Raw genomic sequence first — 12663 nt, forward strand, 5'->3', positions numbered from 1 at the left:
CGCAAAGGCGCGGCCAGCCCCGAGTTATCCCCTCTTGGTTGTTTTTCCTACCTGGCCGAGGAGTACGGCGGCGACCATCGAGACCACGATGGAGGTGTACGTCGCGCCTAGCCAGGTGGGGGCTGGGTGGTGGTTGAGGAGGGTTTGTTGGAGGTTGGTCCAGAAGGGGGACCAGACGGCTACGGTGCCGGGGTTGACCAACTGGTAGGCGATGAAGCCGATCAGCCAGGCGGCCGTTGGTTGCCAGCGGAACTTTGCGGTGTTCGAGACGTCCCAGCGCATCTTGCTGACCAGGAAGAAGTCGGCGATGGCGACGGCGAAGAGTGGGATGAAGACCGAGCCGATCAGGTAGAGGAACTGGGTGTAGTTGCCAAGGTCAATGAACATCGCGATGCCGGTGGCGACGACGCCGATGGCGACCGAGATCCAGCGGCGGTCGATGTGACCGACGAGGTTGTGGACCGCCATCGTGGTCGAGTAGACGTTCGCGTAGGCCTCGTCGACCTCGTCGACCAGCAGGACGAACAACGCGATCGCTCCGGCGGGCAGCGTGACGAGGGCGGTGATCACGTTGTCGCTGGTGGTCTGCAGGGTGGCGACGGCAACGACGCCGAGGGCGTAGTACCCGATCGCGGCCAGGCCGTAGCCGAGGGACGAGCCGGCGAAGGCGGCCTTGTTGGTGCGGGAGTGCCGGGTGTAGTCGGCGGCCAGCGGTGCGAACGAGACGACGCCGGCGGCGGCGAGGTCGACGGCCGGCCAGAAGCCGAAGACCTGGTCCTGCGGCAGCGCGTGGGACGGCTTGCTGAGGACCTGGACGAAGAGATAGATCGACGCGGCCAGCACCAGCCAGACCATGAACTTGCGCAGGATCTTCACACTGCCGAGCGGGCGCACCGCCATCGTGGTCGCGATGGTTCCGGCGAGCAGTACGAACAGCCAGCGCCAGCGGTCGCTCGTCACCGCGACCGCGGCCTGCGAGATGACGATGATCTCCATCGTCGCCCAGCCGACGTTCTGCGCGATGTTCAGTACGGTCGGCGCCATCGAGCCGCGCCGGCCGAACAGCCCGCGCAGGCTCGCCATCGCCGGCGCCCCTGTGTGCGACCCGAAGACCGCGGCCCCGCCGAGCACCAGCGCACCGATCGCGCAGCCGACGACCACCGCGAGCAGTCCCTGCCACAGCGACCCGGTGTACGCCGCGACCAGCGCGCCGGTGACCGGGCCGAACAGCGAGATCCCGAAGTTGCCCCAGAGCGTGAACTGGTCGAAGAAGCTCAGTGTCCGCGGCGCGTCCGTGGTGAGGACGAGCGGCGCCTCGGTGGTACCGGCACGACGAACAGCTGTATCGGTCATGAGTGACCCCACTCCCTACGCCGGCATTACCCGGTCAGGTTCAGGCGGTCGGCGACCCAGCTGTCGCCCTCTCAGCCCGCGCTTCTCGGTGCGAGCTCCCGCATAGGTTTTGTGCCTGCCGAGTTTAACGCGTCAGGTACTTTCCGGAAGGGCGGCTGCTCGTTCTATGAGAGCGGCGAGCTCCGGGCCGTTCGTGACGACCGGCATGTGGGCGCCGGTGTCCAGCGTGCGGGCTTCGCCGTGGCTGAGCTGTGCGAGGCGCGCGAGCCACTCCGCCGTACACACCAGGTCGTACCGGCCGCGGACCAGCACGACGGGCGCCCGGACCTGGGGCATCACCGCCGTCAGGTCGTGGTGCCGCGACGCCTCCCCGGCGCGGGCGATCGTCGGCAGCGTCGTCCGGGCGTACTGCGGAGTGATCCGGACCAGCTTCGGGGCGTCCGGGATGGCCGAACCGACGAGCCGGACCGCCCGGTCGACCCAGCTCGACAGGCGGACGTCTCCGGTCGGCGCGATCAGGACGAGAGCGTGGACGAGCTCCGGGTAGCGGACCGCGGTCTCGACGACGACCTGGCAGCTGGCCGAGTGCCCGACCAGGACCGCCCGCTCGCGGATCTTGCCGGACAGCGCGACGGCGAGCGCCCGCGGGTGCAGGTCCTCCCGGGCGCCTGCCGGTTCGCCGTACCCGGGGAGCGTGACCACGTGGTACGGCGTGGTGAGGTGTTCGACTGTCCGTGCGTACGACTCGGGGCCGAGGCCCAGACCGGGTACGAGGACGACCGGCGCGCTCACTCCCAGGGAGCCTTGACCGGCGGCGCCTTGACGACCGGGTTCGGTACGTCGGGACGCAGCTCGCGGTACCCGAGGAAGAACCCGGCCGCGAGCAGCAGCAGTCCGAACCCGCCCCAGCCGTACGCCGTCGGCAGCCGGTGGACGGCGCCGTCGTCGGAGCCGAGACCGGTGGACAGTACGACGACCAGCCAGACCAGGATCGGGATCAGGGACAGCGCCACCAGCCCCAGGCCGACCAGCTCCGGCGGCTTCGGGTTGGCGCCGGTCTTCCGGCGGGCGAGCAGGTCGCGGACCCACATCACGAGCGCGGCGACGCCGACGACCACGAGGAGCAGCTGGCCGATCGCATCCAGTACGTCGGTCCGCAGCGGGTGGTTGAGCGGGGAGCCCGGCGCCTGCGAGATCTCCCGGAGCGCCACCCGCTGGACGGTCAGCACGAGCAGGCCGTAGATCGTCGCGATGAAGGCCGCCAGCGCGAGCACGCGGGAGGTCCGTGGGTCGTGCGCCGCGGTGGGACGCCCGTACGTCGGGAGCTCGTGCGGCTGCGGGTTCGACTCCGGACCGTACGGCGCGCCGGGGCGGTACGCCGGCGGCTGGACGTACGCCGGGTTGCCGTCCGCCAGCGGCTGCTTCCCGTAAGGCTGGGTCCCGTAAGGCTGAGGTTGCGCGTACGGGAACTGCTCCGGCGGCGGCTGGTGCCCCGGGCCGTACGATCCGCCGCCGTACGGCGCTGGGGGAGCGTAGTGGTGCTCCTCGCCGGGCGGCTGCTGCGCACGGGGCTTGTCGTCCCGGCCGTACGTCGGGAAGTCCTGTGACGACATCGGCTGCTCCCTCCCGTCCGTAGTCAGTGTCTCAGGTGGCCTTGACCGTCGGCCAGGCGTTCGGCAGGCAGCCGGCCAGGCCCTTGGTCTGCTGCATCATCACCGGCGCGGGGGTCTTCGGGGTGGTGCACGTCGAGTGCCCGTGGCCGAGCGCGTGCCCGACCTCGTGGTTCACCAGGTAGCTGCGGTACAGCTCGATGTTGCCGTTGTACGCCGGGATCGCGTAGATCCAACGCTTCGCGTTCAGTACGACGCGGTCCTCGACCCGGCAGGAGACCTCACCGCCGGTGTCCAGCGGGAGGCACAGCTTGTCGGTCAGGGACGGCGTCGCGAGGATGATGCGGAGGTCGGCGTCCGGCTTGTCGGTGCGCTCGAAGCTGACCGGGTGCAGCGCCTGCCAGCCGCGCGGATCCGTGAGGGTCTTGTGGATCTTCGCCGCGACCTCGGCGCCGTTCACCGTGACACCCTGCTCGATCTCGACCCGGTACGTCAGCTTGTCGCGGACGCCGTTCGCCTTGCTGAGCCCAGGCACGACCGCGAGCTTGCCGCTGGACACGAACACCTTCGGCTTCTTCGTCAACGACGGCGCCGGCCGCTGCGGCGTGGTGAACTTCTGCGTCGGCGTGGGCACCGGCGTCGGAGTCACCGACACCACCTGCTCCTCGTCCGGCCGGTCGTTGACGCCGGCAACCGCCTGCGCCGCGAGGCTGTTGCGGTGGGTCACGTCCGGATGCGCGACCACGACCGTCGCCAGCACCGCCAACGCGGTCACGACCAGCCACTGTCCCTTATGGGACTTCCGACGACTGTGCTGGCCGCGCCGTCGGGTGGTCATGGCACTTGACCTTACCGATTGCTGCGGGGGCACGAAAGTCGCGTTGTGTTAAGCCGTTCGGGTGCGGAGGAATTTTCCGAAGTGCGGGACGGTGAAGGCGACGGTGCCGCGTTCGGCGGAGAAGACCAGGCCCTTCTTGATCAGGCCGTCGCGGGCCGGGGAGAGCGACTGGGGTTTGCGGTTCAGGGTGCTGGCGACCTCGGAGGTCGGCACCGAGCCGTCGTCGACGCCGATGCCCAGCTCGGCCATCGCACGCATGTACTCGCGTTCGGCCGGGGTCGCGCGTTCGTACCGGGAGCCGAAGAAGCCGACGGTCAGTTCGGCCGAGGCCTCGGGGCCGGCCACGGCGACGTCCTTGATCGTGATCGGCGAGGTCGGGGCGTGGTCCCAGGTGGAGTGCGCGAACGCCTGCACGAAGTACGGGTAGCCGTCGGTCTGCGCGTACAGCTCGTCGAGCGCCTCCTCGTCGTACTGCACGCCTTCGCTCTCCGCGGGGATCATCAGCGCGCGGTCGCAGGCGTCCCGGGCCAGGCGGTCGACCCGGATGTAGCGGAAGAGCCGTTCGGAGTACGACTTGCTGGCCGACAGTACGGCGGGCAGGTGCGGCAGGCCGGCGCCGACGACCACCAGCGGGGCGCTCTGCTGCGAGATCTCGTGGCAGGCGGCACACAGCGCGGACAGGTCATCGGCGCTGATGTCCTGCATCTCGTCGATGAACAGCCCGACGCCGACGGTCAGGTCACCGGCCAGGTCGGCCGCGTCCGTGAACAGCTCGATCAGGTCCATCTCCAGGTCGCCGGAGTCGGCGCGGCCCTTCGCCGCGGCCACGTCGACGGGCGGATGCCAGCGGATGCCCTTGCGGTCGTTGGCCGCCGTACGCAGCGCAAAGGCCTTGAGTACGGCGCTGAACTGGTCGACCTTCTCGTCGTCGCGGTGCCGGTGCCCGAGCTCGCGCATCGCGGTGTGCAGCGCCTGCGCGATCGGCAGCCGGATGCTCTGGTCCGGGCGGGCCTCGATCTTCCCGGTGCCCCAGGCGCGCTTGATCGCCTGTGAGCGGAGCGTGTTGAGCAGCACGGTCTTGCCCACGCCCCGGAGTCCGCTGAGCACCAGGCTCCGCTCCGGTCTGCCTGCCGCGACCCGTTCGAGCACCACCTCGAACTGCCGCACCTCGGTGTCGCGTCCGGCCAGCTCAGGCGGCCGCTGACCGGCGCCGGGCGCATAGGGATTCCGGATCGGATCCATGCTTTCACTGTATGAGGCCGTCTAGCGTTTTCCGTAGATTGACCGATCAACGACCAGAGCGTGTCGCTCGGGCTGTCTACAACTCTCTACCGAAATCACTAGAAAGCGATAGACACCACGATCCAGCGCAAGACCACTATGGTTCCGCCCATGGTGGACTGGGCTCCGCAGGCAGGGGCGTTGTACGAGCGGGTGCATCAGCAGTACGTCGGCGGTGCGCGCAAGCTCGAGTCGCTGATCAACGAGTTGATCGGCGAAGAGGAAGGCATCAACTACCTGAGCGCGACGGCCCGGGCCAAGGACCCGGAGTCGTTCCTCGCGAAGGCGTCGAAGCCGCACCCGGACGACCCGGCCCGGCCGAAGTACGACGATCCGCTGAACCAGATCACCGACCTGGTCGCGGCCCGGGTGATCACGTTCCTGGTGGAGGCGGTGGACCGGGTGTGCGAGGTGATCGAGGAGGAGTTCGAGATCGTCGAGCACACCGACATGGGCGCGCACACCCGGGCGCAGGGCGTCTTCGGGTACGCCAGCAAGCACTACCTGGTCCGGCTGAACGAGCACCGCCGGGAGCTGCCGGAGTACGCCGTACTGAAGAACCTGGTGATGGAGATCCAGGTCCGTACGGCGGTCCAGCACGCGTGGGCGGAGTTCGAGCACGACATCCGGTACAAGCTGGACATCCCGCCGGACCGGAAGCCCGAGTTCGACCGGCGGTTCCTGCTGGCGGCGGCGTTGATGGAGCTGGCCGACAACGAGTTCACCGAGATCGACCGGCTGTACCGCGAACTGGCCGCGACCGCGTCGGACAAGGCTCCGCGGGACCTCACGACGGCCACGTTGACGACGTACCTGAACCGCCGCTACCCGGACGCGCCGCACGCGAAGACCACGCACTACGCGTGGATCCTGGGCATCCTGCACCGCCTTGGCGTCACGACCGAGGAACAGCTCACCGATCTGCTCACGGGCATCGACAGGGAGGCCGTCCAAGCAGCCATGACCCACCGAGCCCCGGCCGGCACCGTACGCCGCCTCGACGACGACCTGCTCGCCGCGAAAGGCCCTGCCTACCTGGACCTGTTCCCGGAGGAAGAGCGCCGCCAGAAGATCCTGAAGGGCCGATTGAAGGCCCTCACCCGCGCGGGGCTCATCCAACCTTGAGGACGGTGCGTCGGGCCCAAGCGCCAGTGGTGAGCAGGCCCAACGCGAGCACCAGCACTCCGCAGCCCGCGATGATGAACCAGCAGACCTTGGCCGCGCTGACGAAGCCTGTCTCGAACGGACCGACCAAACGGGCCGTCAACACAGTCCCAGCGACCGCAACGCCCAGCGACGCACCTACCTGACGACTGGTCGAGGCAATGGCGGCTGCAACGCCGGCCTGAGCGCGAGGCATGCCAGAAACGGCTGCGTTGGTGATTGGGGCGTTCAGCATGCCGAAACCGAGCCCGAACACCAGATAGGCGACCAGCAGGTGCAGTGTGGTCGTAGTGGTGCTGATCTGCGACAGGATCAGCCCGGACACCGCCAGCATCGTCCCGGCGACCGCCAGCGGTATGCGCGGACCACGGTGACCCACCAGCCACCCGGAGATCGGCGCGAACACCACGGTCATCGCTGCCATCGGCAACGTGAGCAGGCCGGCGTGTAGCGCGGTAAAGCCGCGTACGGTCTGCAGATAGAGCGAGTTGAGGAACAAGAACCCCGACAACGCCGAGAACCCGCACACCGCGATCAGCGTGGCCCCGGAGAACGGTGCGCTCCGGAAGAACCGTGGATCGAGCAGGGGCTCCTCCCTGCGGCTCTCGTAGTACACCAGCGACACCAACGCTGTCACGCACACGACGAAGCACCCGATGATCAGCGGCGAGCCCCACCCTGCCGACCGTCCCTCGATGATCCCGTACGTCAGCCCGCCGAGCAGCAGTACGACGAGCACCTGCCCGACCGGGTCGATCCGCCGCGGTACGGCGGCCCGCGACTCCGGCACGAAGAACGCGGTCAGCAGTACGGCGGCCACCGCGACCGGCACGTTGATCCAGAAGATGAACCGCCAGCCGGCCGCGTCGACGAGCGTGCCGCCGACGACCGGGCCGACCGCCATGCTCAGCCCGACCACGCCGCCCCAGATCCCGATCGCCTGGGCGCGCTCCCGCGGGTCGGTGAACGTGTTGGTGATGATCGACATCGCGACCGGGTTCAGCATCGACCCGCCGACCGCCTGCAGCACCCGGAACAGGATCAGCAGGTCGATCGTCGGCGCCACCCCGCAGAGCAGCGACCCGATCCCGAACAGCACCAGCCCGGCCTGGAACGTCCGCCGCCGGCCGATCCGGTCCGCGGTCGAACCGGAGACCATCAGCAGGCTCGCGAGCACCAGCGTGTAGGCGTCGATCGTCCACTGGAGCTTCGCGACCGAGGCGCCGAACTCGGCCCGGATGGACGGCAGTGCCAGGTTCACGATCGTCGAGTCCAGCCCGACGATGAACAGACTCGAACAGCAGATCGCCAGCACCAGCAGCCGCCGCCCGCGGCTGGTCTCGTTGTTCATCGCCCACGAATGTATAACGTTGAACAACTTGACCGGCCACGGGCGGCGGATCGTCTCAGCGGACGCCGACCAGCGAGTCGATCGTCTGCGTGACGGTGTTGCCGTTCAGATCGGTCGCCTCGACGTGCACCGACACCGTCGCCGCGCCCCGCGGCGGCGTCAGCAGCGCCTGGTACGACGTCCGCAGGTTGGCGCCCACCACGGGTTTCCAGGTCGCCCCGCCGTCATAGCTGGCGGTCACCTTCACCGACCTGAACGCCGCCGTACCACCTGTGGTGGAGCGCTCGTAGTACGGCTTGAGCTGCAGCGGGACCACCCCGTGGCGCACGGTGTTGGTGCCATCGGTCGGGGCGGAGTATCTGAGGTAGAGCAGTTGTTGCGGGGAGCAGCTGACACCGGACTCGGCGTACGCCTGGACGCACGTCGTGTTGCCCATGGTCGACGTCGAGGAGTGGGCCGAGCCGAAGGTCCACTCGCTGTGCTGCTTGGCGCCGTACTTGTACAGGTTGAGCCCCTTCTGCGGGCCGGTGTTCAGGTCCGAGTCGAGCACCAGCCGGTACCGGCCCTGGCCGGGCGGCAGTGTGAAGGACGGGAAGCCACCGAGGTACATCGTCCCCGGGAGCTCCTGCCCGTCGCGGTACAGCTTGGCCTGCGCTCCGCTGACCAGCAGCGTCGCGTTCACCAGCGGATCCGGCCCCGCGTACTCCGGTACGACGATCAGCCGGTCGCCGTCGCGGCACGCGAAACAGAAGCCCATGTGGCCCGTGTTCGTCGACACCGGCGGCACGTCCGACGGCCCGAGCGCGCGGGGTGCGGCCAGCCAGCGTTCGTCCGGGTTCCGGCCCTGGTGGAGCGTCGTCCGCCGGTCCTCGAGCGTGTTCTGGCGGGTGTCCATCCCGGCCGCGCGAATCCACTGCACCTTCGGCCCGACCGGCCCGTACAACTCCTCGCGGGCCTGTGGATAACGGTCGAGGTGGTTCGGCCAGATGAAGAAGGTGTGCGGCTCGTCGGCCGAGTCGAACCGGCTGCCGACGAGCTCCTGCCCACCGCCGTACGGCGTCGGCTGCCACTCCGGCGTGTAGCTGGTCCGGACCCGGGCCATGTCCCGGTCGCGGACCTGGAACGTCGCGGAGTCCGGGAACCGCCCGGACGACAGCTGCGACACGTGGTACACGACCGGCGAGTTCGGCGTACCGGTCAGCGAGACCGTCACCGGACCACGCGCCAGTACGTCCCGCAACTGCTGGCCCTCGGTCGCGTCGATGCCGGCGACCGGGAGCACGACCGGGGCGTCCCACGCAATCGGCACCGGGTACAGGTCGCAGCTCCCGGCCTCCTGCAGTACGCCGACCGCGCCGGCCGCCTTCAACGCCGCCAGGTCGTCCTGGTGCAGCTCGCACTCCCACCCGCCGTGCCCCCAGGTGAACGACATCAGCACGAGCTTGCCGCGGACCTTGGCCAGCTCGTCCGGTTCGAGCGACCAGCCGACGTCGATCAGCGGCAGCTTCCGGTACCGCCCGTCGAAGCGCACCGACGGCGGGACGGCGTCCCAGTAGCTCGGGTCCATCGCGAGCCCGCGGCCGTTGGCCGAGTCCACAGCCAGCTGGACCGGCGGCACGGCGCGGGTCGCGCTGAACTTGATCGAGAACAGCCCGGCCGTCACCTTCTTGGTCGGCGCCACGAAGAAGTCACCGTCGCGGTACTTCGTGAACGGGTAGGTGACCGTCAGCCGATCGGTCCCGTCGGCCGTCGTCCGGTAGGCGGCGACGCCACCGCCGACGCTCTGCGTGTGGATGTCGGTGTCGACCCGGTACGGCACGGCGTCCTTGTCGTCGAACGTCAGCGACACCGGTCCCTGCACGGACAGCTCGGGCTCGGAGAACATGACGTTCTCCAGCCGCTTGCTCGCCGGCTCGCGGTCGTGCGTCACGAAGAGCGCCCACCGTCCGGGCACCAGGTTGAGCGTGAACGAGCCGCTCAGCCGGTCCGGCGCGATCTGCGCGTCCCGCAGCACCACCGGCGGGGCCGTGTGGTCGTCGAGGTTGATCGCGCTGATCAGTGCTCCGAACATCACCTGCGCACTGAAGTTCACCTGCACCTTCACCTGGTAGCTCAGGCGCGCCTTGTTCATCGCCACCGCGGTCCGTACCTGTACGCCGTCCGCGGTCGCCACCACCGCACCGGACGAGAACCCGGTCTGCAGCTGAGCCGCGTGGACGGTCACGTCGACGCTCGCGGTCGAGTGCGCCGGTACGACGACCTGCCCGGGCACGCTGGCCGCGGGCAGCGACGTGCTGAGGTTCAACGTGACGTCGGAGTCGCCGTCGTTGCGGTAGCTGATCGGCCGTACGACGTCTCCCTCCTCGGTGTCGACGATCCGTCCGAAGTCGACGGCCCCGGTCACGCCGTACACGTGCTGCGAGACGGCGCGGGCGACGTCCACCCGGCCGGCGCCCTGCTCGAACACGGAGTACCCGTCGTCCTTGCTGCTGCTCATCAGTGCGGCCTTGAGTTGCGCGGCCTGCCAGTCCGGGTGCTCCTGCGCGAGGATCGCGGCCGCGCCGGCGACGTGCGGGGTCGCCATCGACGTACCGGAGAGTGAGGTGTAGTTCGCGTCGACCGGGTCGCCGAGGCTGGTACCGGCGGCGCGGGCGGCGACGATGGCCGAGCCCGGTCCGGCGATGTCGGGCTTGCTGACCCGGTCGGGGTAGAGCAACGGTCCGCGGCTGGAGTAGTAGGCGAGCTTGTCGCTCTTGTCGACCGCGGCGACCGTCAGCGCGGACGCCGCGACGCCCGGCGTGCTGACGGTCGAGGTCGCGCCGTTGTTGCCGGCCGCGACCACGAACAGTGCGCCGGTGGCGGCGGTGATCCGGTCGACGGCGAGCGCGCCGATGTCGTCCGCCTCGTCGACGGTCGGGTCACCGCCGAGGCTCATGTTGATCACCTTGGCGCCCTGCGCGGCCGCCCACTCCATCCCGGCGATGATGTCGGAGTCCTGGCCGAAGCCCTTGTTGCTCAGCACCTTGCCGATCAGCAGCTGGACGCCGGGCGCGACACCCTTGTACTTGCCGCCGGACGCCGCGCCGGAGCCGGTGATGATCGAGGCGACGTGGGTGCCGTGGCCGAACCCGTCGGAGGTGTCCGGGTCGGCGGTGAAGTTCTTCGACTCGACCACCTTGCCCTGCAAGTCCGGGTGCTTCGGGTCGAGGCCGGTGTCGAGGATCGCCACCTTGACCCCCTTCCCGTCGTACCCGGCCGCCCAGGCCTGAGGTGCGCCGATCATCGGCACGCTCTGGTCCAGCGTGGCGTGCAGCTTCCGGTCGAGCCAGACGTGCGCGACGCTCCGGCCGAACGCCCGCTGCCCGGTCTGCGCGATCGACCCCCAGAACGCACTCGCCTGACTCTTCGGTACGTCGGCAGCCGTCGCGTGCACGCTGTCGAGCTGCACCGTGGGCTTCAGACCCGGTACGGCGTCCGCCTGGGCGCGGAGCTTCGCCGTCGGGACGGCCGTGGACAGCTGGGTGATCACGGGCAGCTGGGAGGTCGCGTCGTCGGCGTACCCGTTGGCGACGAGGTAGTTGACGTCGAACAGGCTCCGGTCGAGCACACCGGCCGACAGGTACGGCAGGGCGTCGTCGGGGACGACCAGGCGCTGCTTTGTGGTCTCCACCATCTGCAGGTGCGGCATGTATCCGTTGGGGCGGGCAACGGGCTGCAACTGGACCTGTGAGGTCCCGTCCGGGTCAGGGGTCAGCGTGACCTTGTCGCCGGTCACCAGGGTGACCGTGGTCGGCTTGGCGACGTGTGTCAGCTCGGGTGCGGCCTGCGGTGGAGGTGGCGCAGCGGCGGTGGGATCAGGGCTGGACAGGATGCTAGCCAGCAATACCGCGCTAAGGACGGCGGACAGGGCTGTGCTTGACATGGGCGGCTCCTGCGATATCGATTTCCCAGGAGCATCAGATGCCGCGTCAGCGGTGTAAAGCGGTCTCCGCGACCTGTCTAGGCCAATGGCTGAGATCGGTCATACGCTGATCCGGTGCTGGAGCGGCTGGGGATCGACGCGGAGCAGGAGCAGGCGTACGAGCACGTGCTGATGCGCCCGGGTCGTACCGCGAAGGAGCTGGCTCTCGGGGACCTGCCCCTCGACGCATTAGTCGCCAAGGGACTGCTCCGGGTGGACGGCGGCCGGTACAGCGCCGTACCTCCGGCCCTGGCGTTGCAGGGCCTCCTGGACGACCGGCAGCTCGAGCTGGACCGGGCCGCGGCGCGGGTCCGCGAGCTGGAGCGGCTGCACAGCGCCGCGCCGTACGGCGGTCGGCCGGCACCGGTCGAGCTGGTGGCAGGTCCCCAGGCACACGACTACCTGCTGGCGATCCACCGCGCAACACGGTCCGAAGTACGGGCATTCGAGACGCCACCATATGTGAAACCCATCTCAGTCGAGGACGCACAGCCGGTGGCTGACGCGATACAGCACGGCGTCGCGCACCGGATCGTGTACAGCCGCGCGGCGGTGGACGAGCAGGGGCTGGACACGCTGCTCGTCACGCTGTCCGTCGGCGAGCAGGCCCGGGTGACCGGCGACGTCCCGCTGCGGCTGGCGATCTACGACGACCGGATCGCGACCCTGCCCGCGGTCACCGGGACCCGGACCGACGAAGGGCTGCTGGTGGTCCGGCCGAGCGCCCTGCTGGACGCCCTGATCGCTTTGTTCGAACGGGTTTGGGCCTCGGCGCTGCCGCTCACGCTGACCGCCGACGAGCCCGCGGAGGCGGCCGAGGCCGAGGACCGGATCCTGGTCGCGCTGCTGTCGGCCGGGATGACCGACCAGGCGATCGCACGACAGCTCGGGATCAGTCTGCGGACCGTCGGCCGGCGGATCCAGCGGGTCCAGAACGGGCTGCACGCGCAGACCCGGTTCCAGGCCGGCGTCGCGGTCGGGCTGGCCCGATCCGGCACCGATCCGGAAGCCGGCTGAAAAGAGTTTGACGGGCTGTCGGCGGCGGCACCTAGGCTTGATCCATTCGCCTGGTCAGGCCCCTCTTTCAACCCTTCTATGCCCTCAT

Annotated in this window: 9 protein-coding genes and 1 riboswitch; of the genes, 2 read left to right on the top strand and 7 right to left on the bottom strand. The window is 69.4% G+C overall.

Annotated features, from left to right (window positions below):
• Window positions 1-24: 24 nt before the first annotated feature.
• The 5 genes from ACXJJ3_RS21480 to ACXJJ3_RS21500 form a co-directional block, all read right to left on the bottom strand.
• Window positions 25-1353: a purine-cytosine permease family protein gene (locus ACXJJ3_RS21480; RefSeq protein WP_458163463.1), complete on the bottom strand. Its 1329-nt coding sequence runs from the start codon at window positions 1351-1353 to the stop codon at window positions 25-27.
• A riboswitch (TPP riboswitch) is annotated at window positions 1349-1465 on the bottom strand. (Overlaps the previous gene by 5 nt.)
• A gap of 20 nt (window positions 1466-1485) precedes the next feature.
• Window positions 1486-2145, bottom strand: a complete 660-nt coding sequence (locus tag ACXJJ3_RS21485; protein ID WP_458163465.1) for an alpha/beta fold hydrolase — start codon at window positions 2143-2145, stop codon at window positions 1486-1488.
• Window positions 2142-2966, bottom strand: a complete 825-nt coding sequence (locus ACXJJ3_RS21490; protein WP_458163467.1) for a hypothetical protein — start codon at window positions 2964-2966, stop codon at window positions 2142-2144. Before ACXJJ3_RS21490 ends, ACXJJ3_RS21485 begins: the two co-directional genes overlap by 4 nt.
• Before the next feature lie 31 nt (window positions 2967-2997).
• Window positions 2998-3738: a DUF3152 domain-containing protein gene (locus ACXJJ3_RS21495; RefSeq protein WP_458163469.1), complete on the bottom strand. Its 741-nt coding sequence runs from the start codon at window positions 3736-3738 to the stop codon at window positions 2998-3000.
• A 111-nt stretch (window positions 3739-3849) separates the two neighbouring features.
• Window positions 3850-5043, bottom strand: coding sequence for an ATP-binding protein (locus ACXJJ3_RS21500; RefSeq protein WP_458163471.1), 1194 nt, complete (start codon window positions 5041-5043; stop codon window positions 3850-3852).
• Between the two features lie 150 nt (window positions 5044-5193).
• Here ACXJJ3_RS21500 and ACXJJ3_RS21505 point away from each other — a divergent pair, with 150 nt between their 5' ends.
• Window positions 5194-6207, top strand: a complete 1014-nt coding sequence (locus ACXJJ3_RS21505) for a GTP pyrophosphokinase (protein WP_458163473.1) — start codon at window positions 5194-5196, stop codon at window positions 6205-6207.
• Here the strand turns inward: ACXJJ3_RS21505 and ACXJJ3_RS21510 are convergent.
• Both ACXJJ3_RS21510 and ACXJJ3_RS21515 read right to left on the bottom strand, forming a co-directional pair.
• Window positions 6194-7597, bottom strand: coding sequence for a DHA2 family efflux MFS transporter permease subunit (locus tag ACXJJ3_RS21510; protein WP_458163475.1), 1404 nt, complete (start codon window positions 7595-7597; stop codon window positions 6194-6196). The two genes, ACXJJ3_RS21505 and ACXJJ3_RS21510, sit on opposite strands and share 14 nt — an antisense overlap.
• 55 nt (window positions 7598-7652) lie before the next feature.
• A complete protein-coding gene (locus tag ACXJJ3_RS21515; RefSeq protein ID WP_458163477.1) occupies window positions 7653-11519 on the bottom strand; it encodes a S8 family serine peptidase in 3867 nt (1288 codons plus the stop codon).
• A gap of 114 nt (window positions 11520-11633) precedes the next feature.
• On the opposite strand from ACXJJ3_RS21515, the gene ACXJJ3_RS21520 reads away from it, so the two are divergent.
• Window positions 11634-12575, top strand: coding sequence for a helix-turn-helix domain-containing protein (locus ACXJJ3_RS21520; RefSeq protein ID WP_458163479.1), 942 nt, complete (start codon window positions 11634-11636; stop codon window positions 12573-12575).
• Window positions 12576-12663: the final 88 nt, after the last annotated feature.

It is taken from the genome of Kribbella sp. WER1 (genome assembly GCF_054189145.1).

Bases quoted from the DNA above. Each gene is read 5' to 3' on its own strand.
- ACXJJ3_RS21480 (WP_458163463.1), bottom strand. From the start codon at position 1,353: ATGACCGATACAGCTGTTCGTCGTGCCGGTACCACCGAGGCGCCGCTC.
- ACXJJ3_RS21490 (WP_458163467.1), bottom strand. From the start codon at position 2,966: ATGTCGTCACAGGACTTCCCGACGTACGGCCGGGACGACAAGCCCCGT.
- ACXJJ3_RS21500 (WP_458163471.1), bottom strand. From the start codon at position 5,043: ATGGATCCGATCCGGAATCCCTATGCGCCCGGCGCCGGTCAGCGGCCG.
- ACXJJ3_RS21505 (WP_458163473.1), top strand. From the start codon at position 5,194: ATGGTGGACTGGGCTCCGCAGGCAGGGGCGTTGTACGAGCGGGTGCAT.
- ACXJJ3_RS21510 (WP_458163475.1), bottom strand. From the start codon at position 7,597: ATGAACAACGAGACCAGCCGCGGGCGGCGGCTGCTGGTGCTGGCGATC.
- ACXJJ3_RS21515 (WP_458163477.1), bottom strand. From the start codon at position 11,519: ATGTCAAGCACAGCCCTGTCCGCCGTCCTTAGCGCGGTATTGCTGGCT.